We start from the raw sequence: 21972 nt of genomic DNA, 5'->3' as shown, positions 1-21972 counted from the left end.
CAGACCGTCGAGTACACCATCGAAAGCGGTGACACGCTCGGCCGCGTTCTGACCGAGCTGGGAGTTGCGTCTGACGACGCCCGCGCCGCCGTCAATGCGCTGGCAAAGCACTTCAAGCCGCGGGACCTCAAGATCGGCCAGACCATGTCGATCGAGCTCGAAACGCTCCCGATCGAAGTCGCAGCCGTTGATGAGCATGACATCACCCCGCCCGCCCCGTCGCTGATCGGCTTCACACTGAAGGCGGACAGCGAACGCTCCCTCAACGTCGCCTATGACGCCGAGGAAACAGCCTTCACGTCGCGGGAAGTCTTCCGTGAACTGACAAAGCGCGTTGTGCGGGCCGAAGGCACCATCGCGGGCAGCCTGTTCGGCGCCGCGGGCCGCCTGGGCGTTCCCAACGCCATCATGGTGGACTTCACCAAGCTTTATTCCTACTCGGTGGATTTCCAGCGCGAGATCCGCAAGGGCGACAGCTTCGAGGTCTATTACTCTGAATACGCTGACGAGGACGGCGAATTCGTGAAGTCCGGCGACATCCTCTACGCCTCCCTCGACACGGGCGGAAAGCCGCTGAGTCTCTGGCGTTTCGAGATTCCGGGCGAAGACACGGTGGACTATTTCGACGCCAACGGCCGCAGCACCAAGAAGTTCCTGATGCGCACGCCCATCGACGGTGCCCGCATCTCCTCGAGCTTCGGCAAGCGCCGTCACCCGATCCTGGGCTACACCAAGATGCACACGGGCACTGACTTTGCTGCCCCGACCGGCACGCCGATTTATGCCGCCGGCAACGGCACCATCGTCAAGGCGGGCTGGAATGGCGGCTACGGCAAATACGTCAAGATCCGCCACGCCAACGGCTATGAGACGGCCTATGCCCACATGCACCGCATCGGCAAGGGGATCACTCCGGGGGCCCGCGTGAAGCAGGGCCAGACCATTGGCTATGTGGGCACCACCGGCCGCTCCACCGGCCCGCACCTGCACTACGAAGTGCACGTGAAGGGCAAGAAGGTGAACCCGATGAAGATCCGCGTCCCGACCGGGCGCAAGCTGGAGGGCAAGGCCCTGACAGCCTTCAAGAAGGCCCGCGACGGCATGAAGGCCGAAATGGCTCAGGTCGAATCCTTGAAGCCGGTGACCACCGCAAGCGCGGTCACCACGGACGACGACGCTTCTGTCGAATAGCGCTTCCCGGCGTTAAACAACCCGGCAGCAAACAACAAAGGGCGGCCCCACCCGGGAGCCGCCCTTTTTCTTGCCTGCTCCCCGGCCGGTTAGTTGAGAAATACCTCGATATGCGGGTTCACCGTTTCCGGCGCCATCAGCGGTGCGAAATGATCCTGCCCCGGCACAATCACCAGCTCCGCATTGGGCAGCGCCGCTGCCATGGCCCGCGTATGAGCTTCGTCAATGGAATCAAACTCACCAGCCATCACCAGAACAGGGGACCCGACATCCGCAAGCTGCGCCATCTCAAGGGTCGGCCGGGTGGCCCACATGTCGATGATCTTGCCCAGCGCCACCGGCCAATGCGCGGGCTCAGGCGCTACGCTGTCATAGAACGACTTCACACTCGCCCAGGTTTCGCTGTCAGGGTCCCTGTCGATTAAAGCCGAGTCGACAGCGCTGTAATGCGCGTTGGAGCCATACATCACGAGGCGTCCCACCCGCTCCGGCACTGTCATGGCCATGATCAGCCCGATATTGCCGCCGTCGCTCCACCCGACAATATCCACCTCTTCAATAGCGAGGTGGTCCAGCAACGCAGTCATGTCCTCGGCCATCAGGTCATAGGTGAGCGCAACACCGTCAACGTCGCCTGATCGCCCATGCGCCCGGCTGTCCGGCGCGATGACCAACCTGTCGTCCGCCAGGAGCGTGATCTGCGCGTGCATGGTCTCAAGGAAGGCCGTCCCGCCATGCAGCACCAGAACCGGGCGGCGGGCGCTCTCCGCATCCCCAAACGTCTCCACGTGGATCGTCGTGCCATTGACGGCCACATTAGCCGCTTGCACACGCCCTCCCAGGGCACTCCACAGGTAGAACCCCGCAATCCCATTGGTGCTGGCATTGAGAAACAAAAACCCGCCTCCCAGCACCACAACAAGCACCACACCTGCAATGAGCGTCTTTTTCATCCGTACCCCCGTAATCAGTCCTGATTGACAAGCTGGCCATAGAAAACGGGCGGCCTCTAGGACCGCCCGTCTGCATTCGCGGGAGCCAATTGCTCCTTCAGTGAGACTGTCAGTGTACGACCGGTGCTTCCGGTTCATCGCCGCCCGGAACACCCGTGGGGAGCCCGGAGCCGAAACCCGACAGGTCACCGGCCACCTCGCGGCCATTGATGATCAGGCCGCCTTCACCGGCTTCCACCTTGACGGTTTCGCCATCCATGACCGCCCCCTCGAGCACCAGTTCCGCCAACGGGTCCTGCAGGGCGCGCTGGATCACGCGCTTGAGTGGGCGTGCGCCATAGGCGGGGTCATACCCCTTGTCGCCCAGCCACACCTTGGCCTCTTCGCTGAGGTCCAGGGTGATCTTGCGCCCGGCAAGCAGGCTCTGCAGGCGGGCAACCTGAATATCCACAATGCCCGACATCTGCGCCCGGCCGAGGCGATGGAACAGGATGATCTCGTCCAGCCGGTTGAGGAACTCGGGGCGGAAATGCATCCGCACCGCGCCCATCACCTGGTCCCGCACGGCATCCGAATCCTCGCCTTCCGCCTGCGCCACCAGGTATTCCGCGCCCATATTGGACGTCATGATGATCAGCGTGTTGCGGAAATCGACCGTGCGTCCCTGCCCGTCCGTCAGGCGTCCGTCATCGAGCACCTGCAGCAGCACGTTGAACACATCCGGATGCGCCTTTTCGATCTCGTCGAACAGCACAACCTGGTAAGGCCGGCGGCGGACGGATTCTGTCAGCGCACCACCTTCCTCATAGCCCACATAGCCGGGAGGCGCCCCGATGAGCCGGGCCACCGAGTGCTTCTCCATGTATTCGGACATGTCGAGGCGGCAGATGGCCGTATCGTCATCAAACAGGAAGCCGGCCAGCGCCTTGGTGAGCTCCGTCTTGCCTACGCCTGTCGGGCCCAGGAACATGAACGAGCCGATGGGCCGGTTGGGATCCTGAAGCCCCGCCCGGGCTCGCCGCACCGCACGGCTGACAGCCGCCACGGCCTCCTTCTGGCCGATCACCCGGTCCGCCAGCGCGTCTTCCATCTGCAGAAGCTTCTCGCGCTCGCCTTCCAGCATCTTGTCAACGGGAATACCCGTCCACCGCGACACAATGCCGGCCACGTCCTGGTCGGTCACTTCTTCGTCCAGCATCGCGGTTGATTCGGTGCTTTCGCTGTCAGCCAGCTTCTTTTCAAGCTCCGGGATAATGCCATAGGCAAGCTCACTGGCGCGTTCCAGATTGCCCGAGCGCTGCACCTTCTCCAGTTCGCTGCGCGCCTGGTCAAGCTCCTCCTTGAGCTTCTGCGAGCCGGCAAGCTTCTCCTTCTCGCCTTCCCAGCGCGCGGTCAGCTCCGCCGACCGCTGCTCCAGATCGGCCAGTTCCTTTTCCAGCGTTTCCAGACGGTCCTGCGATGCCGCGTCCGTTTCCTTCTTCAGCGCCTCGCGCTCGATCTTGAGCTGGATCAGCCGCCGGTCGAGTTCATCAAGTTCCTCGGGCTTGGAATCCACCTGCATGCGCAGGCGGCTGGCCGCCTCGTCCACCAGGTCGATCGCCTTGTCCGGCAGAAACCGCTCGGTGATGTACCGGTCAGACAGCTGGGCGGCGGCGACGATGGCCGAATCGGTGATCCGCACCCCGTGATGAAGTTCGTACTTTTCCTTCAGACCACGGAGAATCGAGATCGTGTCCTCGATCGTCGGCTCCTCAACCATCACCGGCTGGAAGCGGCGGGCAAGCGCTGCGTCCTTCTCCACATGCTTGCGGTACTCATCAAGCGTAGTGGCACCCACGCAGTGAAGTTCACCGCGTGCCAGGGCAGGCTTCAGCAGGTTGGAGGCATCCATCGCGCCATCCGTCTTGCCCGCGCCCACAAGCGTGTGCATCTCGTCAATGAACAGGATGATGCCGCCATTGGCCGCGGTTACCTCGTTGAGCACGCCCTTGAGCCGCTCCTCGAACTCGCCGCGGTATTTCGCGCCCGCAATCAGCGAGCCCATGTCGAGCGCCAGCAGGCTCTTGTCCTTCAGGCTCTCGGGCACATCGCCATTGACGATGCGCAAGGCGAGGCCCTCGGCGATGGCCGTCTTGCCGACGCCGGGCTCACCGATCAGGACCGGATTATTCTTGGTCCGGCGCGACAGCACCTGGATCGTCCGGCGAATTTCCTCGTCCCGGCCGATCACCGGGTCGAGCTTGCCGTCCCGCGCCACCTGCGTGAGGTCGCGGGCATATTTCTTCAGCGCGTCGTACTGATCCTCGGCCCCGGCCGTATCTGCCGTGCGCCCCTTGCGCAGATCCTGAATGGCCGCGTTAAGGCCCGCAGGCGTCACACCTGCTTCCTTCAGCACACGGCCTGATTCCGTCTGCGTCGCCATGACGAGAGCCAACAGCACGCGCTCGGCGGTGACGAAGCTGTCACCCTCCTTCTTGGAAATCTCTTCGGCTGTGTCGAACACCCGCGCCGTTTCAGGCGCCATATAAAGCTGTCCCGCCCCGGCACCTTCCACCGTCGGCAGCTTGTCGAGCGCAAGCTCGACGCCCTGCAGGGCGACATCAGGCCGCCCGCCCGCCTTGCGGATGAGATTGGCTGCAAGCCCCTCCTCGTCGTCGAGGAGGACCTTCAGGACATGTTCGGGTTTGAATTGCTGATGGCCTTCACGAACGGCCAGACCCTGCGCGGACTGCAGAAAGCCCTTCACGCGGTCGGTATAGTTCTCGAGTTTCATCGAGGTCCCTCTTTTTCAGCCCAGAATTGGCACTGTTGCAAACGTCCCTGTTCAGGCAACGTTCCGGAAAATCGAATGGTCTCGGGCCCGCCCGAACCCGGCACGAACCCGTGCTCTCTATGTGGTGTGCCATTTCAGCCACACAAGGCCCGGCGCAGCGGAATTCGGCTCTTTCTCTCCGCTGAACGGGACCCTTGTGCGGTTTGACATTGCACAGGAACAAGGTTGCCATCGGGTTCACCGCCTGCGCCTTGATCCAAAGCAGGCACCCCGGCGGAACACGCGCCGCAGGCAGAAGGAACTTTCATGGCCGAGCCGCATGTAACCGCCCTGTACCGCTATCCCGTAAAAGGCCTGTCGGCGGAAAAACTGGACAGGGTAGCCCTCAAGGCTGGCGGCACCATGCCTTGGGACCGGGCCTTTGCCGTGGAGAACGGCACGGCGGATTTCGACCCGGCGGCACCGAAATACTTCCCGAAGACCAAGTTCCTGATGCTGATGAAGGACGAGCGGCTGGCCACCCTCGACACGCAGTTTGATGATGACAGCGGCGTGCTCACCATCATGCGCGACGGCAAGCAGGTTGCCCGCGGCGACATCACCACGCGCATCGGCCGTCAGCTCATTGAGCATTTCCTGGCCAGCTACATGAAAGACGAGCTTCGCGGCCCGCCCCGCATGGTGACGGTGGCAGGCGACACCGGGCCGGGCTTTTCCTTTTCCGACGTGCCGATGCCCGTCCTGTCCCTGATCAACCTGGATAGCGTGCGTGATCTCGAGCGCGTCACCGGCCAGCCGGTCGACCCCATGCGTTTCCGCGGCAATGTCTATGTGGAAGGTCTGCCCGCCTGGTCAGAACTTGAATGGGAGAACCGGACATTCTCCCTTGGCAGTCTGAAGGTGAAGGGTGTTCTGCGCACCCAGCGCTGTGCCGCCACCAATGTGAACCCGCGCACCGCGGAGCGCGACATGAACCTGCCCCAGGCCCTCAAGCTCGGCTATGGCCACATGGATATGGGTATCTACTGCGAGATCCTCGAGGACGGCGATCTCGCGGCGGGCGACGTACTGACGCCGCCCGCCTGATCGGTATCAGGCCGTTTCAGCCAGATTATCTTCATCGCTGTCGGCCGGGGCCGCCTTTGCCGGGCGGATGACCTCGACCTCGGCGTCGCCATCACCCGATGCTGTCTTGTCACCGTCCTCGCGGTTGCCCGCATTGTCGGCGCCGGCCTCGGTCTTTTCCTTGACGGTATCGCGGCGGCGGCGCGAGCGGCGGCGGTTACCCCCCTCGCCCTTGTCGCCATCAGCCTTGGCATCCGTATCGCCATCGCCGTCCGAATCGGAAGCTGCCCGCTGGGCCTCGCGCTGCTCGCGCTGTTCCTGCGACTGCTGCTGGGCTGCCAGCACCAGCCGGTAGTAATGCTCCGCGTGCTGCAGATAATTTTCCGCCGCCACCCGGTCTCCGCTTGCCGCCGCATCCCGGGCAAGCTGCTGGTACTTTTCACTGATGTGAGACGCGTTGCCGCGAATCTTCACGTCCGGCCCGTTGCTCTCATAGGACCGGTTGGCATTGTTGCCCGGCTTGCGCCCGCGGCCGCGTGATCTCTTGGGGTTGTTTGCCACTGTCACTTCCCGTTGCGTGGTCAAAAAGGGCGCCACACCGCTACTGACGGTGCGGCAGTCAAATACCGGCCAGCCGAAGCGGCCGCTCTGGCAGCGCATCGTTCCGATGCCGCCCTGCCGGAAAATCTTCCCCGGAACATGTCAGCCGCCCCCGGCTGCCCAGCGGACAGGCATCCTGACTTGAAAATGCCTGTAGCGGGTCTCAAAGCGCATCGGACGCTGATGTCAGCGCGCCGCTTCGTATCCCGACCTGATCCGCTGCTTCCCGATTAATGCCCCTGGCTGCTTCCACCTGCCCGTTCCCGTTGCCGGAAAACCGGTTCGCTGTAATCGCATCCCCTGCGCAGCACACAGGTCTTCCGTTACCGATCGGATGCTTTCAGCGGTCTTTGGTGAGCAGGAGAGCGCCTAAAAAGGCCTCGCAGCTGTGCGTAGCGCACATATGCGCGTGTCCCCTTGAGTTCAACCTAGCCTCTCGCCCGGCCCAATCCAAGCCCTTTTTGCCCATCGCTGAAGACACCGTAAACGCCCCGTCAACGGCGTGGCGCACGCGCAACAACCACACGAGGCCGCCCTGCAAGGTCGTAGACAAGCCCCAAGCCGCGACCGGTCACATCCGCCCCGGCCTGCTTGAGAATCGACAAGACATCTTCCCCCTGCCGATAACCGATCTCCAGCGCAATCAACCCGCCCGAATGCACCAGCCCGCCAAGTTGGTTGGCGAGTATCCGGTAAGGCACCAGCCCATCCGCACCACCATCGAGTGCCCGGCGCGGATCATGATGGCGCACATCGGCCGCAAGCCCTGCAAGCTCCCCCCGGGCGATGTAAGGCGGGTTTGACACCAGCACATCAGCACGGCGTGCCGGGACCGCCCCCCAGTCCGACAGCAAGAACCCGGCCCTGCCGGACAACCCGAGGGCGTTCGCATTCAATCGTGCCTGTTTCAGTGCGCCAAAGGACAGGTCGGACCCAAGCCCGCGCGCCCGCGGCAGCTCCTTCAGAAGCGCCAGGAGGATGGCACCTGTTCCCGTTCCCATGTCGCGGATGAAAGGCCGAGACGTCCGTCCCAGCCGGGACAGCACGGCAGCCACGAGGGTCTCTGTATCGGGCCGCGGGTCCAGTGTCTCCGGCCCCAGCACCAGATCCATGCCCCAGAACTCACGCCGCCCCATCCATCGGGAGACCGGCATGCCCCGCCTGCGGGCGGCAATCGCCTCCTCAAACCGCTTGCCGGCATCATCGGGCAGCTCTTCCCCACCGCGCATGACAAGTTGCTCGGCCGTCAGGCCCGTCGCCCATTGCAGCAGGATGCGCGCATCCAGCGCGGCGGTCTCAATGCCGGATTGCCCCAGCAGGCGGCGCGCGGCAAAAAGAGCCTGATCGATGGTCAGGCGATGATCCGGTAAGGGATCATCCCGGTTCACGCCTCTTCCACCTCGTTGAGGGCGGCAAGCTGCGCGGCCTGGTCCTCGGTAATCAGCGCATCAATGACTTCGTCCAGCGCGTCACCGGCGATCACCTGGTCCAGCTTGTACAGCGTGAGATTGATCCGGTGGTCGGTGACACGGCCCTGCGGAAAATTGTAGGTGCGGATGCGCTCCGACCTGTCCCCGGACCCCACCTGCCCCTTGCGCGCCGCTGCGCGCTCCGCTTCAACCTTGGCGCGCTCTGCGTCAAAGATACGGGCACGGAGAATCTTCAGCGCTTTTGCCCGGTTCTTGTGCTGGGACTTCTCGTCCTGCTGCGAAACGACGATACCGGTGGGAATATGGGTGATCCGCACCGCACTGTCGGTGGTATTCACAGACTGGCCGCCGGGGCCCGATGCACGGAACACATCAATACGCAGATCTTTCTCCTCGATCTGCACGTCCACTTCCTCCGCCTCCGGAAGAACAGCAACCGTCGCAGCCGATGTATGGATGCGGCCCGACGTCTCCGTCTCAGGCACGCGCTGCACACGGTGGACGCCGGACTCGAATTTCATGCGGGCGAACACGCCTTCACCGCGCACACCGGCGATGATTTCCTTGTACCCCCCCACATCGCCTTCGGACATGGAGATGATCTCCATCTTCCAGCCATGAACTTCGGCATATCGCTGATACATGCGGAAGAGGTTGCCGGCAAAAAGCGCAGCTTCATCGCCGCCGGTACCGGCCCGGACTTCCAGAATGGCGTTGCGCTCATCCGCCATGTCCTTGGGCAGCAGCAGGATGGAGATCTCGTGCTCGAGTTCAGGCACGCTGTCACGCAAGGCGGCACGCTCTTCCTCCGCCATCTCGCGCATGTCGTCGTCGAGCCCCTTGTCGGCAAGCATCGTGTCGAGATCTGTGAGCTCGGTACGGGCGTCCCTGAGCTTCCGCACGGCAGCCACCACCGGCTGCAGGTCAGAGAACTCCTTCGACAGCGCCACATAGGCGTCCGGGTCGGGGTTCTCGGACATCTTGCGCTCGATCTCGGCCTGGCGGCCTAGAATCTGATCAATCTTTTGCTCGGAGAGCATGGGCGCCAACGCTTGCTTGGGGTGGTGGAGGCATCAGGGGGCCTTCTCGGCCGCCACTGGACCCCCGCTACTGCCCCGAAAGCGACGCCGGATCAAGAGGAAGATCAGCCTTCACTTCGCCCGGCTTGCCCGCCGTACCAGCCGGCTTGCCGTCCACGAAGAGCTGCAGTGCCCCCGCATTGCGGGTGGCCAGCACCATCCCCGGACGGTCCGGCGCGCGATAGCTCTCACCGGCCCGAAGGGTACGCGACAGCAGCACATTGCCGTCGGCATCCTCAACCCTCACCCAGGTCTGGGCATTGGCGCGAATGAAAATCCGGCTGTCATGGTTCTGCTGACCATAGACGAACCCCTCCCACGCCCGTTCAGGCCCTGTCTCGAGAGGCGAAATCTGATCTTCGGCATCAGCCGCCGCAGCAACGGGCTCAACTGGCTGGTCAGGCGTTTCCGCAGAGGCGTCATCTAAGGAAGCAGGCGCTTCCGCGGCTGCATCCCCGATTGCCGGGTCGGCAACACCCTCTTCAGACGGCTCCGCCGCTGGTGCAACCTCCGCAGATGAGGCGTCGCCAGGACTTGTATTATCCGCAACGGACGGCACAACAACCGGAAGATCGGAAGGCTGCGCCTGAACGCCCTGATCTGTTTCCGGTGCTGTCTCCGGCGTGGTAACCCGCGTTGACGGTACGACCGAAGGCTCTGCAGCCGTCCGCCCCTCGACCATGCGATCGACGGAAACTGTCAGCGACCAGACACCGTAAAGGGCCGCCACCACAAGCACGGCGATGACAATCATCGCACCCCGCGGCAGGCGGGATTCTTCCTCCGCGACGGGGAAGTTGAAGGCCGCAGCCTGTGTCTGTGCGGTATCGAACTCTTCCTTGAAGCGGGCGACCATTTCGACCTCATCGAGGCCGAGATATTCCGCATAGCTGCGCACGAAGCCGATTGAGTAGGCCCGGCCCGGAAGGGCGTCAAAGTCGCCGCCTTCAATGGCTTCCAGGTGCTGGCGCCGGATACGCAGCTTCTGGGCAACCGTGCCGACATCCTCGCCGACGGCCAGCCGCGCAGCGTGCATCTGAGCGCCGCTGGTGCCGCGCGGTTCCGGATTATCGTCCTGAATGTCGCGCAGGTGCAGGCGCCTTGTCGGCCGCACCGCTGCGTCTTCAAGATTGAGCTTGGTCACCTTGCTCATTGTGGCCCGTCATCCCCTGTGCCGTATTCCCTGGACGGCCACCCGGTCTGCGTCATGCGCACGGGTGAATGGCCGGAAAAGCCCGGCCAGTCTGCCATGCATCACCCTGGCGCCCCCTGGAATATGCGCCTGATGACACGACAGCCCGTCATTTCAGACCGACAAGTCTTTCAGCATATGGTTACTAAACAAAAAACCATCCGTATCCGCAATGGCTTAGAGCATGCTGCGGCACGGCAGTCCAACACCTAGAGCGGGATACCCCGCTCACGGGCGTAGTCGGTCAGCAACGGCCTCAGGGTCCGGTCAGGCCGATCGAGCTTGTCGCCCAGGAAAGCCGACAGGTCAGCCGCATCCAGTTCAAGGATCATGGCCTTGACCGGTCCGACAGCCGCAGGCGGGATCGACAGCTTGCGGAACCCCAGCGCAACCAGCGTCATGGCCTCGAGCGGGCGTCCCGCCATCTCCCCGCACAGGCTGATGGGCACATCATGCGCCCGGCACCGTGCAACCACGTGCCGGAAGAAAGACAGGACAGCCGGGCTCAGAAGGTCATAGCGATCGCCAACCCGCGTATTGCCCCGATCACTCGCAAAAAAGAACTGCAACAGGTCGTTGGACCCGATGGAAATGAAATCCACCATCGGCAGAAGCGCATCGAGCTGCCAGGCAAGGGACGGCACCTCCAGCATTGAGCCTACTTCAAGGCTCGCAGGGCGCGCCTGCCCCACCTTGTCCAGACGCGTCAGTTCACGATCCAGCATCGCCCGGGCCGCTTCAAACTCACTGACCTCTGCAACCATCGGAAACATCAGCCGCAAATGGCGCCCCGAGGCGGCCTGCAGCAATGCGCGGAACTGGTAGCGAAGCAGCGCCGGCCGATCCAGCGCGATGCGGATTGCCCGCCAGCCGAGCGCCGGGTTCTCTTCCTTGTCGTGCGCCAGATAGGGCAGCACCTTGTCACCCCCCACATCCAGCGTCCGGAAAGTCACAGGCTTGCCCTTCGCCTGATCAAGCACCTGGGAGTAAAACGCCCGCTGTTCGGAAAGGCGCGGCATGGCGGACGCTACGAGGAACTGAAGCTCGGTGCGGAACAGGCCAATGCCGTCAGCCCCCGCCTCATGCAGATGCGGCAGATCCACCATCAGCCCCGCATTGATGTTGAGCGCCACGCGCTCCCCATCCTTGGTGACAGCGGGCGTATCCCGCAATTTGCGGAACTGCGCCTGGCGGCGGGCACGGAAGCGGGCCTTCTCCGAATAGGCATCAACGATGTCCTGCGACGGCAGCGCATAGACCTCACCCGTGTCACCGTCAGCGATGACCGCGTCACCCGGCTCAAGAATATCGGTGATGCCAGCGACACGGCCGATCATGGGAATGCCCAGCGCACGCGCCACGATCGACACATGCGCTGTGGCCGAGCCCTCCTCAAGCACGAGCCCGCGCAGCTTCTGACTGTCGTAGTCCAGCAGTTCCGCCGGCCCCATGTTGCGCGCAATGACGATGGCATCTGTCGGCAGCTTGTCGCCCGCAGCCGTCATCGGCACACCGACAAGGTGACCCAGCAGCCGATTGGCCAAATCATCAAGGTCATGCAGCCGCTCGCGCATATAGGGGTCAGTCTGGCGCATCAGCCTGGCACGGGTCTCGTTCTGCACGCGTTCGACGGCAGCCTCTGCAGTCAGGCCGCTTTCCACCGCCTCGCGCAGACGGGCCAGCCAGCCGCTGTCATTGGCGAACATCCGGTAGGTCTCGAGGATTTCCCGGTGCTCGCCGGCGCGCCCGAGCGTATCCCCGGACAGCATGGCATCCACCGATGCCCGCAGCCTGCCCACCGCATCCTCGATGCGCGTCAGTTCCTCATCGCTGTCCTCGGCAATGATTCGCGTGACATGAAAGCGCGGCTGATGCAGCACCGCATGTCCCAGCGCGATGCCTTCCGAGATGGCGGTACCGTAATGGTGCATCCGCCGGTCGTCAGCCACTTCCGCCCGATGCAGCTCGACGAGATTGACCAGTTCGCCTGAGGCAACCATCTCCGCCAGCACCATGGCGACGGTTTCAAGCGCCTCCATTTCCTCCAGCTTGTAGGTGCGCGTGGTGACGTTCTGCACCGCCAGCACGCCGAGCACACGCCCGCCACGCAGCAGCGGGACACCAAGGAAGGAAAGAAACGGGTCTTCGCCCGTCTCAGGCCGGTAGGCAAAGGCCGGATGCCGCTGGGCGTGTGACAGGGCCAGGGGCCGCGCCGACTTGGCAACCGTACCCACCAGGCCTTCGCCGAGGCTCAGAAAGGTGTTGTGGACCGCCTCTGCGCGCAGGCCCTGCGTCGCATAGAGTTCCAGCCGGTTGTCCGGCTGAAGCAGATAGATCGAGCAGACTTCCGCCACCATGTTCGACGCGATAAGGCGCACGACGGTTTCCAGCCGGTCCTCGGCAGGACCCGACTGCGCCATCACCTCGCGTAGGCGTCTCAGCAATGTGCGCGGACCATGCGCGGTCTCGACCACCGGCACTCCATCCTGTCAATCTGCGGTTGTCAGATATGGGCGAACGCCCGTGCGGCGTCACCAGGCTATTGCCACGGAAAATGTGGTGCCAATGTGATCGCCGGCAGCCTTATACCATGCCGGAGCAAATGTGCGCGCTATGCACCCTTATAGGGCGACGCGGCGGCGGGCTGCGTGTTAGGCAGCCTCGCCGTCCAGCCCGTAGGCCGTGTGCAGGGCCCGCACGGCCAGCTCGGTGTATTCCGATGCGATCAGCACGCTGACCTTGATCTCCGACGTGGAGATCACGTGAATGTTGATCCCGCGATCAGCCAGCGCACGGAACATCTTCTGCGCCACGCCCGTATGGCTGCGCATCCCGACGCCGATCACGGAAATCTTCGAGACATCACCATCGGAGATCAGGTTCTGGTAGCCGATCTCGTCCTTGGCGCCCTCGATCACAGAGCGGGCCTTGTCCAGCTCCGCATTGCTAACGGTGAAGGTCAGATCGGTCATCGATCCGTCTTCGGATACGTTCTGCACGATCATGTCCACATTGATGCCCGCATCGGCCAGCGGGCCGAAGATGGCTGCGGAGACACCCGGCTTGTCCTCGACATCGACGAGAGTGATCTTGGCTTCGTCGCGCGAATAGGCGATGCCGGTTACGAGTTCCTGTTCCATAATTTCCTCCTCGTCGCAGACGAGCGTTCCTGGAAGATCAGCAGTACCGTTGGTCGCAGCAACCAGCTGCGGGTCGTCCGGGTCCGCGAAAGACGAGCGTACAAGCACGCGCACCTGATGGGTCATGGCCATGCCGACCGAGCGCGTTTGAAGCACCTTGGCACCCTGGCTGGCCATTTCCAGCATTTCTTCATAGGTGATCTTGGCAAGCTTGCGCGCCCGCGGCGTGATGCGCGGGTCGGTCGTATAGACGCCATCCACATCCGTGTAGATGTCGCAGCGGTCCGCTTTAAGCGCCGCGGCGAGGGCCACAGCGCTTGTATCGGACCCACCGCGCCCCAGCGTCGCGATGCGGTTGTTTTCACCAAGACCCTGGAAGCCGGCCACAACCGCGACACGGCCTTCCGCGAAAGCCTGCTCAAGGCCTTCGGTCTCGATGGTTTCAATCCGCGCCGCCCCATGTACGCCTGAGGTGCGCAGAGGGATCTGCCAGCCAAGCCATGACCGGGCAGGTACGCCCATATCGCTCAGCGTGATCGCCAGGAGGCCGGAAGTGATCTGCTCACCTGCCGACACCACGCTGTCATATTCCCGGGCATCGTGAAGCTTGGCCGCGCCCTTGCACCAGTCCACAAGCTGGTTGGTCGTCCCGGCCATGGCGGACACAACGACGGCAACCTCGTTGCCCGCGTCCACTTCGCGCTTCACATGGGCGGCAACCACACGGATCCGGTCGAGATCCGCGACAGAAGTTCCGCCGAATTTCAGCACCAAACGCGCCATGTGACCTCTAGGCACACCCGCAGGCAATGGCTGGACCCATCGCCCGGCTGCACCATATCCTTTATTCAATTGCTGTTACCGGCCGGTGGACACCGGCCTTGATCGCGGCGGATAAGCACATGCCCGCCGCAAACGCGGCACACACATACAGACAGCCCCGGGCCGCCGCAACTCCCGCAGCGGACACGGTCCGGTATTTAGGGGTCCCCGCCATGGCGTCGAGCGCGCAGCCAGCCGAACAACACACAAACGGCACGATTGATCCCGCCGAGATCGAAAAATTTTCGGCGATGGCCGCTGAATGGTGGGATCCGCACGGCAAGTTCCGCCCGCTGCACAAGTTCAACCCCACCCGCCTCGCCTTCATCCGTGAGACAGTCAGCGCCCATTTCGACCGTGACACCGACAGCACGAGGCCGCTGGACGGCCTGCGCCTGCTCGACATCGGCTGCGGCGGCGGCCTGCTCTCTGAACCAATGACCCGGCTTGGTGCCCAGGTGACCGGTGCGGATGCCGGCGAGAAAAACATCAAGACAGCCTCGGTCCATGCCCGGGAGCAAGGCCTCGACATCGACTACCGGCACACAACCGCCGAGGCGCTGGCCGAGGCAGGCGAGCAGTTCGACGTCATCCTCAACATGGAAGTCATCGAGCACGTCGCCGATACCAGCGCCTTCATGAAATCCTGCGGCACCTGCCTCAAGCCCGGCGGATTGATGATCACCGCAACCCTCAACCGGACCGCCCGCGCTTTCGCGCTGGCCGTAGTTGGGGCGGAATATGTGCTGGGCTGGTTGCCGCGCGGCACCCACGAGTGGAGCAAGTTCATCACGCCTGACGAGATGCGCACGCTGATGACAGATGCAGGCCTCAAGCCGGACCTGCTCACCGGTGTGAGCTACAATCCGCTTGCGGATAAATGGTCGCTGTCCCGCGACACCGCCGTCAATTACATGATGACCGCCACAAAGCCCGGTTCCACGGCCTGACCGGACGCCCGCTCAGTTACCCTTGCGCCGCGCTGCCGGAATGGGGGCGACGGCGACACCGTCCTCGATGAGTGCACGAGCCTCATCCAGTGTTGTTTCCCCGTAAATCTGGCGCATCTCCGCTTCCTTGTTGTGGATTGCGCGCGCCTCCTCGGCGAACCGGTCGCCCACATATTCAGCGTTCTTCTCCACATGGGCACGGATCTTGTCCATGAAGGCCGCCAGCTCCCGCGCGGCCTTCATCGCCTCTCCGCCATCGCCGGCCCGCGCCACAGGTGAAGTATCTTCCTGCTGATTTCCCTTGCGGCCAATCGCAGGCGCCATCAGGGATTTTTGCACCCTGGACGATCCGCATACGGCGCACGACAAATGCCCCTTTGCTTCCAGCGTGTCATAGGCATCGCTGGACGCAAACCAGGACTCGAACTCGTGGCCCTTGCTGCATATGAGGCTGTAACGGATCATCTTGGATAGAGATTTGGCGCGGTTTCAGGCGTCCGGCAAGCCAAAATCGCGATCATGCTGCAAGGCCGGGATGCGCCCGCGCGCTTCTGAAACCCGGGCCGGGTCGATATCCGCGGTTACCACGCCTGTCTGCGTGCCGCCATCGGCAAGCACATCGCCCCAGGGGCCGACAATGAGGCTGTGACCGAATGTCTTGCGGCCGTTCTCATGTGTACCGGACTGGGCGGCAGCAAAAACAAAGCACCCCGTCTCAATTGCCCGCGCCCGCAACAACACATGCCAGTGCGCCTTGCCCGTCACCTGCGTAAATGCGGAAGGCACGGTCAGGTAAGAGGCACCCGCCTTGGCCAAGGCGCGATACAGATGCGGGAACCGAAGATCATAACAAATGGTGAGACCCAGGCGGCCAAAGGGCGTATCAGCCACCACCGCCTCCCCACCGGGCCGGTAATTCCGGGATTCCTCGTAGGTCTCTCCATTGGGCAACTCCACATCAAACATGTGGATCTTGTCGTAGCGCGCATGGATCCGGCCATCCGGCCCCATGAGGAATGACCGGTTGGCAACTTTGTCTGCGGCCACCTTGATGGCCAGCGAACCGACACTGAGCCAGATACCCAGATCCTTTGCTAGCGCCGCAAGCTGCGAAACCGCGGGCGTCTCGTCTTCTGGCCTCGTGACCTCGAAGATCTGGCGGCCACCGGCCTCCATGATCAGCGTGTTCTCTGGCGTGAAGACGATCTGCGCCCCGTCCGCCGCAGCATCGCGGACGAGATCGCTGGCCGCTTCAATATTGCGGACGGGGTCGCGGCCCGAACACAGCGTGATGCACGCTGCGCGGAATGGCGCCGACGCCGGCTGCCTCTCGCTCATGTGCCCCCCGCCCAAGATACGGCCTAACCAGCCAGCATCGGGTCGAGCGCACCCTTCGCGTCCAGCGCGAACAGGTCATCGCACCCGCCCACATGGGTGTCGCCGATGAAGATCTGCGGCACGCTGGTACGGCCGGTGCGGTTGATCATCTTGTCCCGCGCGCCCGGCGTCGCCATCACGTCCACCTCGTCATAGCTCACGCCCTTTTCGCGCAGCAGCGCCTTGGCCCGGTGGCAATAGGGGCAGATCTGGGTCGTGTAGATTTGAACCTTACTCATGGCGTCACCTGTCGGGCGGTCCTGCCGCCGCTGGTCTGGAAATTGGGGAAAGTGCCTTGTTCAGCGCCAATCATATGGGCACGTCTTGCGGCGCGACAACCCGGGCAAGCGTCAGCACATCCACCCGGGCCGCACCCGCACGGCGCAAAACAGCCGCGCAGGCCTCCGCTGTCGCACCGGACGTCAGCACATCATCGACCAACACAATGTGTTTACCTGCCACTCGCCTACCGGGCGCAATACCGAACGCACCCTGAACATTGCGTCGGCGCGCGGACCGGCTCAGCCCGACCTGGCTGCGGGTGGCCTTCACCCGGTCAAGCAGCGCCACCTCAAGCGGCACCCCGGTCAGCCGGTGCAGTGCCTGTCCCAGAAGCGCCGCCTGGTTGAACCGCCGGCGTACCAGCCGCGCGGCATGGAGCGGCACGGGGGCCAGCATGTCGGCATCCGCCAGGAGGTCCCGCCCCGCATGTGCCATCCAGCGGCCAAGCATCTGCGTCAGTTCAGTACGATCCGCATATTTCAGCAGGTGAACCAGTTGGCGGGTCCTGCCCTCGAAGAGAAGCGCCGAGCGGGCATGGTCATATCTGGGCGGGCTGGCGAGCGCTGCCGGGCTGACGGTCCCATCACCGGGATCCCTCTCGAAAGGCAGGCCTGTGACCGGGCAATGGGGCCGGGTGATGAAGGTGAGTTCCGTCCAGGCCTGCGGCGACAAGGTGCCATATTCGAGCACCCTGTCGCCGGTAACCGGGCATACGGGCGGCAGCGCTAGCCTCAGAAGACCATCGCCCCCGCGCCGCACCATGCCGCCCATCCGGTCAAACGTTTTGCCCATGAGCCGATGGTAAGCTATTTGACGCAACGTGAGTGACATCAATCCACAGGCCCCGTTCGACACCGCGTTGCTGCGCAACCGCCGCACCCGTGCCGCTGCCGGGTGGCCCGGCTTCAATTTTCTCAAGACCCGCGTCGCTGACGAGTTGGCCGAGCGCCTGCTGGACGCCAACCGCGCCTTTGACATAGGCCTTGATCTCGGGGCCCACGGCGGCGAACTCCGCACACCTCTCCTCGCAACCGGCAAGCTCAGCACCCTCATTCATGCAGACAGCTGCGAGGCCATGCTGGCCCACGCCCCCCGCCCCGCCGCCGTGATGAACGAGGAGCACCTGGCGATCGGCGACGCCCGCGTAGACTTCGTGGCAAGCGCCTTGGCCCTGCATCGCCTCAATGACCTGCCTGGTGCCCTCATCCAGATAAGACGTGCGTTGCGCCCCGACGGCCTGTTCCTGGGGGCGCTGTTCGGCGGCGAAACGCTACATGAACTGCGCACATGCCTGGCCGAAGCGGAGGCGGAATGTGAGGGAGGTGTCAGCCCCAGGGTCTTTCCCTTCGCCGATGTCCGGGACATGGGCGGACTGATGCAGCGCGCAGGCTTCGCCCTGCCGGTCGTGGATGCCGACCAGCAATTGGTGACCTACGAAACCGTTTTCGGCCTTATCCGCGACCTGCGCGGCATGGGAGAGACAAACGTGCTCAATGCGCGGCGCCGCAAGCCCTTGCGCCGCTCCACACTCATGCGCATGGCCGAAATCTACACCGAGCGCTTCTCAGCGCCAGACGGCAGGATCACGGCGACCTTCCAGATCGTCTATGCCTCTGGCTGGGCACCACACGAAAGCCAGCAACAACCGCTGCGCCCGGGCACGGCAACCCAGCGCCTGGCGGATGCGCTCAATACGGATGAAATAAAGACTGGTGAAAAACCCTAACGCCGGACAGCACAAGGGTCAGCCGCCAAGGGCCGTGACCACCCGGTCATACATGCCGCTGACCGTACCCCCGAGCAGGTTGACCGACGTAACAATCACCGCGGCAATGCCCGCGGCGATGATGCTGTATTCGATGGCCGTTGCGCCCGCATCATCCGAACGGAAGCCCGTGTGCTGCATCTTGTTCATCCGTCTCAGGTCCCTCAGCCCAGAAAATCCCTGATCAGCGCCACCAGCGGGACGTCCGCGGGCGGCATGTCATAGTTGCGCATCCGGACCGGCCTCACCCATTCAACTGCCTCATGCTCGAGCGGCTGAACCGTGCCTGACCAGCGCCGGCACACATAAAGCGGCATCAGCAGATGCCAATCGTCCGGACCCGCCCCGTCTCCGGCGGCCTCACCTCCATAGGTGTGGCTGGCGAAAGTAAGCGGTGCCAGGCACGCCGCCGTAACGTCGATACCCAGCTCTTCCTTCAGCTCCCGGATCAGTGTTTCTTCAGGCGTCTCGCCGGATTCAACCTTGCCGCCGGGAAACTCCCAAAGCCCCGCCAGAGATTTTCCCGCAGGCCGCTTTGCCAGAAGAACCCGCCCGTCCGCATCAACAAGCGCACAGGCCGCAACAAGAACAATCCGCATAAGACCGCCAGCACATGACGCGCGGGAAGCACATTCTGATCAGTGTGCATCGCGCGCCGTTAAGAAGAAACGAACACAACCGCCGACACCCCGGGCGCCAACACCCCAGGTGCCTGCCTGCCCAGCCCGTAAGCCCGCATTAACCATGGCAAATTGCCACGATGTGCCCGGCTAACTGCGGTAATCGGCGTTGATGGAGATGTAGCCGTGGGTCAGATCACAGGTATAGACCGTCGCCTCGCCATTACCGACACCCACATCCACTTCGATCAGGATGTCCTGCCCCTTCAGATGCTGCGCCACCGGCGTTTCGTCGTAACCGTCAACCGCCTGGCCAGCCTTGGCAACCGTGACACCACCGAAGCTGATGGCCAGCTTGTCACGCTCGGCAGGCTCACCCGCCTTGCCAACGGCCATCACCACACGCCCCCAATTGGCGTCCTCGCCCGCGATCGCAGTCTTCACCAAGGGTGAATTGGCAATTGCCATGGCAATCCGCCGGGCGGAATTGTGGCTCTCGCCGCCTGTGACCTTCACCGTGATGAACTTGCTGGCGCCTTCACCATCACGCACCACCTGCTTGGCAAGATCCTGCATAACTTCTGCAAGCGCGGCCCGGAAGGCCCGCAGGCGGGGATCCCCCGGTCGCGTGATCTGCCCATAGGGGGCCTTGTTGCCGTCGGCATCCCGGCCTGTCGCAAACAGCAGGACCGTGTCGGATGTGGACGTATCACTATCCACCGTGATGGCATTGAAACTGTCGCGCAGGTTGAGGTCCATCAACGCAGCAAGCGCGCTCTGAGAAATCGACGCATTGGTGAAGACGTAAGACAGCATGGTCGCAAGGTCCGGCGCGATCATGCCCGAGCCTTTCGCAATACCCGTGATGACCACCCGGCTACCGTCGATTTCGACCACCCGCGACGATGCCTTCGGGAAGGTATCGGTCGTCATGATGGCGCGGGCAGCTTCTTCAAACGTGCCCTGCCCCAGCGCGTCAAACGCCTTGGGCAGCGTCTCGAGTATTTTTTCGTTGGGCATCGGCTCACCGATGACGCCGGTGGACGCGATGAAGACGTCCTTCTGGCGTACCGCCGCAAGCTTCGCCGCTGCTGCCGCAGTCAGCTTGACCGTCTCGACACCCGCCTTGCCGGTGAAGGCGTTGGAATTGCCGGAGGTCGACACCAGCACCCGCCCTTCGCCGCTCGAAAGATTGGCGCGGCACCACTCCACCGGGGCCGAGGCCGTACGGGAGCGGGTCAATGCGCCTGCCACAGTGGTGCCCGCGGGCATCGCCACCACCAGCATGTCCTCGCGCGTCTTGTATTTGATCTGCGCCCGGGCGGTTGCCATCCGCACGCCAGGCACATCGGCAACTTCCGGGAAGCGGGCCGGCGCCAGCGGTGAAACCGGCAATGCCGCTTTCGCCGATGCTGCAGGGATCCGGCCAGCAGGCTTGCGCACCGCCTTCTTGCGGGCGGGCTTGCGTGCGGCAGCCCCCTTCGAGGTTGTCTGCGCCGGACGCTTGGACCCCGCCACCTTCTTCTTTCCGGCCGGTTTCCTGACGGCGTTGGAGGCAAGATCACCCTGCAAGGTCGATTTGGCTTTCGGGGCTGTCTTCCGCACTGACTTGCCGGCTTTCACCGATTTGCCCGCAGCCCGCTTCGCTTTCGGTTTGCGTGCCTTCTTTGGCGCCGTCTTCGATGCACCTTTCGGCGACGTGGTACCCGTGGCTTCGGATGCCGGATCGGACGTGGTCATGGCTGCCTGCCCCCGCAAATGGATCTGCCGCTATCAGACATGAGTCTGTACCCGCCGCAACGGGCAATTTCTACTGCTGCGGTACTATTTGCGGACGCGCCGTCTCCTCGCCGGTGAACTTGACGTCGGCCTTGTCCCGCACGCTGGCGATGAAGGGGGCGGCCTTCTCGTCACGGAGCTGGACCTTGATGCCTTCCTTCACGTCTTCGAATGGCACCACCTGCTGCATGCGCCGCTCTTCGACCTTGATCACATGCCAGCCGAAATCGGACTTCACCGGCTTGGAAATCTCGCCAGGCTGAAGGGCGAAGGCAGCGTCAGAGAATTCCGGCACCATGCGATCTGCAACGAAGAAGCCGAGGTCACCACCGTTCGCCCCCGTGGGGCCGGTCGAAATCTCCTTGGCCAGCGCCGCGAAGTCTTCACCGGCATCAAGGCGGCCAATCACCTTCAGCGCCTCGTCTTCCGTCTCAACCAGAATATGGCGAGCCCGGACTTCCTCCTCGACGTCGATCTGCGCCACCTGCTTGTCGTAGAAGGTCCGCGCTTCCTCATCACTCACCGCATCGGCCAGCTGACGGTTGAGATAGACGTCACCGAGCACCTTCTCCCGGTAATAGGCAAACTGACGCAGCACCGCCGGGTCATCCTCGAGACCTGCCTTCAGGGCTTCGTCCGCCAATGCCTTGCGGTCAATCATCAGGCTGGCCAGATATTCAAACTTCACGTCCTCCGGCACGCCCGAGAGCTGGGCTGCCAGGTCCTGTTCCGCCAGGATGACGTCGGAATAGCGCACGGGCTCGCCGTTGACCGTCGCAATCACCGCATCGTCAGGCGCTTCGCCAGCTTCCTGGGCAAGGGCAGAACCGGCAACGAGACCCGGAAAGGAAAGCCCGGCCGCCAGCGCCAGACAGCGCCAGCGCCGGCCCGGCCGGTTGGAGCTGCGGGGCAGGCGCGCATCTGCGCGGAAGGAAATAAGGCCGGTCATCTGTC

20 protein-coding genes (1 of these 20 cut by a window edge) are annotated in these 21972 nt (G+C 63.4%); 4 read left to right on the top strand and 16 right to left on the bottom strand.

Annotation, left to right across the window (positions count from 1 at the left end; translation table 11 throughout):
* A protein-coding gene (locus tag HG718_RS01115; protein WP_160586682.1) for a peptidoglycan DD-metalloendopeptidase family protein crosses the window boundary here: on the top strand, positions 1-1191 show its 3' portion. The gene continues 600 nt to the left of window position 1, outside the view; the window shows 1191 of its 1791 coding nt (coding positions 601-1791); its start codon lies beyond the left edge, outside the window; the stop codon is at positions 1189-1191.
* An 89-nt stretch (positions 1192-1280) separates the two neighbouring features.
* Here HG718_RS01115 and HG718_RS01110 read toward each other — a convergent pair whose 3' ends face one another.
* Positions 1281-2144, bottom strand: a complete 864-nt coding sequence (locus tag HG718_RS01110; RefSeq protein WP_160586681.1) for an alpha/beta fold hydrolase — start codon at positions 2142-2144, stop codon at positions 1281-1283.
* Positions 2145-2253: 109 nt separating this feature from the next.
* The gene (gene clpB, locus HG718_RS01105) at positions 2254-4917 is read right to left on the bottom strand and encodes an ATP-dependent chaperone ClpB (RefSeq protein ID WP_160586680.1); all 2664 of its coding nucleotides are present in this window, start codon (positions 4915-4917) and stop codon (positions 2254-2256) included.
* 306 nt (positions 4918-5223) lie between these two features.
* On the opposite strand from clpB, the gene HG718_RS01100 reads away from it, so the two are divergent.
* A complete protein-coding gene (locus tag HG718_RS01100) occupies positions 5224-6003 on the top strand; it encodes an MOSC domain-containing protein (RefSeq protein ID WP_160586679.1) in 780 nt (259 codons plus the stop codon).
* A gap of 6 nt (positions 6004-6009) precedes the next feature.
* Here the strand turns inward: HG718_RS01100 and HG718_RS15730 are convergent, their stop codons facing one another.
* The 6 genes from HG718_RS15730 to HG718_RS01070 form a co-directional block, all read right to left on the bottom strand.
* Positions 6010-6543 carry a DUF4167 domain-containing protein gene (locus tag HG718_RS15730; protein WP_373868277.1) on the bottom strand — a complete coding sequence of 178 codons (534 nt, stop codon included), beginning with the start codon at positions 6541-6543 and terminating at the stop codon, positions 6010-6012.
* 533 nt (positions 6544-7076) lie between these two features.
* A complete protein-coding gene (prmC, locus tag HG718_RS01090) occupies positions 7077-7970 on the bottom strand; it encodes a peptide chain release factor N(5)-glutamine methyltransferase (protein ID WP_244624767.1) in 894 nt (297 codons plus the stop codon).
* On the bottom strand, positions 7967-9052 hold the full coding sequence (prfA, locus tag HG718_RS01085) for a peptide chain release factor 1 (protein WP_160586678.1): 1086 nt from the start codon (positions 9050-9052) through the stop codon (positions 7967-7969). Before prfA ends, prmC begins: the two co-directional genes overlap by 4 nt.
* 67 nt (positions 9053-9119) lie before the next feature.
* The gene (locus HG718_RS01080; protein WP_160586677.1) at positions 9120-10244 is read right to left on the bottom strand and encodes a helix-turn-helix domain-containing protein; all 1125 of its coding nucleotides are present in this window, start codon (positions 10242-10244) and stop codon (positions 9120-9122) included.
* Between the two features lie 248 nt (positions 10245-10492).
* The gene (gene ptsP / locus HG718_RS01075; RefSeq protein ID WP_160586791.1) at positions 10493-12703 is read right to left on the bottom strand and encodes a phosphoenolpyruvate--protein phosphotransferase; all 2211 of its coding nucleotides are present in this window, start codon (positions 12701-12703) and stop codon (positions 10493-10495) included.
* 231 nt (positions 12704-12934) lie between these two features.
* Entirely contained in the window at positions 12935-14206 is a 1272-nt protein-coding gene (locus HG718_RS01070; protein WP_027841761.1) for an aspartate kinase, read from the bottom strand.
* Between the two features lie 212 nt (positions 14207-14418).
* On the opposite strand from HG718_RS01070, the gene ubiG reads away from it, so the two are divergent.
* Positions 14419-15195, top strand: coding sequence for a bifunctional 2-polyprenyl-6-hydroxyphenol methylase/3-demethylubiquinol 3-O-methyltransferase UbiG (ubiG, locus tag HG718_RS01065; protein ID WP_160586676.1), 777 nt, complete (start codon positions 14419-14421; stop codon positions 15193-15195).
* Between the two features lie 12 nt (positions 15196-15207).
* Here ubiG and HG718_RS01060 read toward each other — a convergent pair whose 3' ends face one another.
* From HG718_RS01060 to HG718_RS01045, 4 genes are all read right to left on the bottom strand, one after another.
* The gene (locus tag HG718_RS01060; protein ID WP_160586675.1) at positions 15208-15660 is read right to left on the bottom strand and encodes a DUF1178 family protein; all 453 of its coding nucleotides are present in this window, start codon (positions 15658-15660) and stop codon (positions 15208-15210) included.
* Positions 15661-15684: 24 nt separating this feature from the next.
* Complete coding sequence (locus HG718_RS01055) at positions 15685-16533, bottom strand: carbon-nitrogen hydrolase family protein (protein ID WP_160586674.1); 849 nt, start codon at positions 16531-16533, stop codon at positions 15685-15687.
* A gap of 23 nt (positions 16534-16556) precedes the next feature.
* Complete coding sequence (gene grxC / locus HG718_RS01050) at positions 16557-16811, bottom strand: glutaredoxin 3 (protein ID WP_027841765.1); 255 nt, start codon at positions 16809-16811, stop codon at positions 16557-16559.
* A gap of 70 nt (positions 16812-16881) precedes the next feature.
* Positions 16882-17646: a ComFC family protein gene (locus HG718_RS01045; protein WP_160586673.1), complete on the bottom strand. Its 765-nt coding sequence runs from the start codon at positions 17644-17646 to the stop codon at positions 16882-16884.
* 37 nt (positions 17647-17683) lie between these two features.
* Between HG718_RS01045 and HG718_RS01040 the strand changes: the two genes are divergently transcribed.
* The gene (locus HG718_RS01040; RefSeq protein WP_160586790.1) at positions 17684-18580 is read left to right on the top strand and encodes a class I SAM-dependent methyltransferase; all 897 of its coding nucleotides are present in this window, start codon (positions 17684-17686) and stop codon (positions 18578-18580) included.
* Positions 18581-18598: 18 nt separating this feature from the next.
* Here the strand turns inward: HG718_RS01040 and HG718_RS01035 are convergent, their stop codons facing one another.
* The 4 genes from HG718_RS01035 to HG718_RS01020 all read right to left on the bottom strand — a co-directional run bounded on the left by HG718_RS01035 (position 18599) and on the right by HG718_RS01020 (position 21967).
* Positions 18599-18769 carry a Flp family type IVb pilin gene (locus tag HG718_RS01035; RefSeq protein ID WP_244617579.1) on the bottom strand — a complete coding sequence of 57 codons (171 nt, stop codon included), beginning with the start codon at positions 18767-18769 and terminating at the stop codon, positions 18599-18601.
* A gap of 14 nt (positions 18770-18783) precedes the next feature.
* Positions 18784-19218 (bottom strand): (deoxy)nucleoside triphosphate pyrophosphohydrolase, encoded by a 435-nt coding sequence (locus tag HG718_RS01030; protein WP_027841768.1) that lies wholly within the window; start codon positions 19216-19218, stop codon positions 18784-18786.
* A 171-nt stretch (positions 19219-19389) separates the two neighbouring features.
* Entirely contained in the window at positions 19390-20979 is a 1590-nt protein-coding gene (gene argJ, locus HG718_RS01025; RefSeq protein WP_160586672.1) for a bifunctional glutamate N-acetyltransferase/amino-acid acetyltransferase ArgJ, read from the bottom strand.
* A 70-nt stretch (positions 20980-21049) separates the two neighbouring features.
* Positions 21050-21967, bottom strand: coding sequence for a peptidylprolyl isomerase (locus HG718_RS01020; protein WP_160586671.1), 918 nt, complete (start codon positions 21965-21967; stop codon positions 21050-21052).
* Between the last annotated feature and the right edge of the window lie 5 nt (positions 21968-21972).

The organism is Pyruvatibacter mobilis, from assembly GCF_012848855.1.
GTDB lineage: Bacteria > Pseudomonadota > Alphaproteobacteria > CGMCC-115125 > CGMCC-115125 > Pyruvatibacter > Pyruvatibacter mobilis.
The sequence above is the reverse complement of the archived record's forward strand: the minus strand, read 5'-3'. Positions and strand labels throughout refer to the sequence as shown.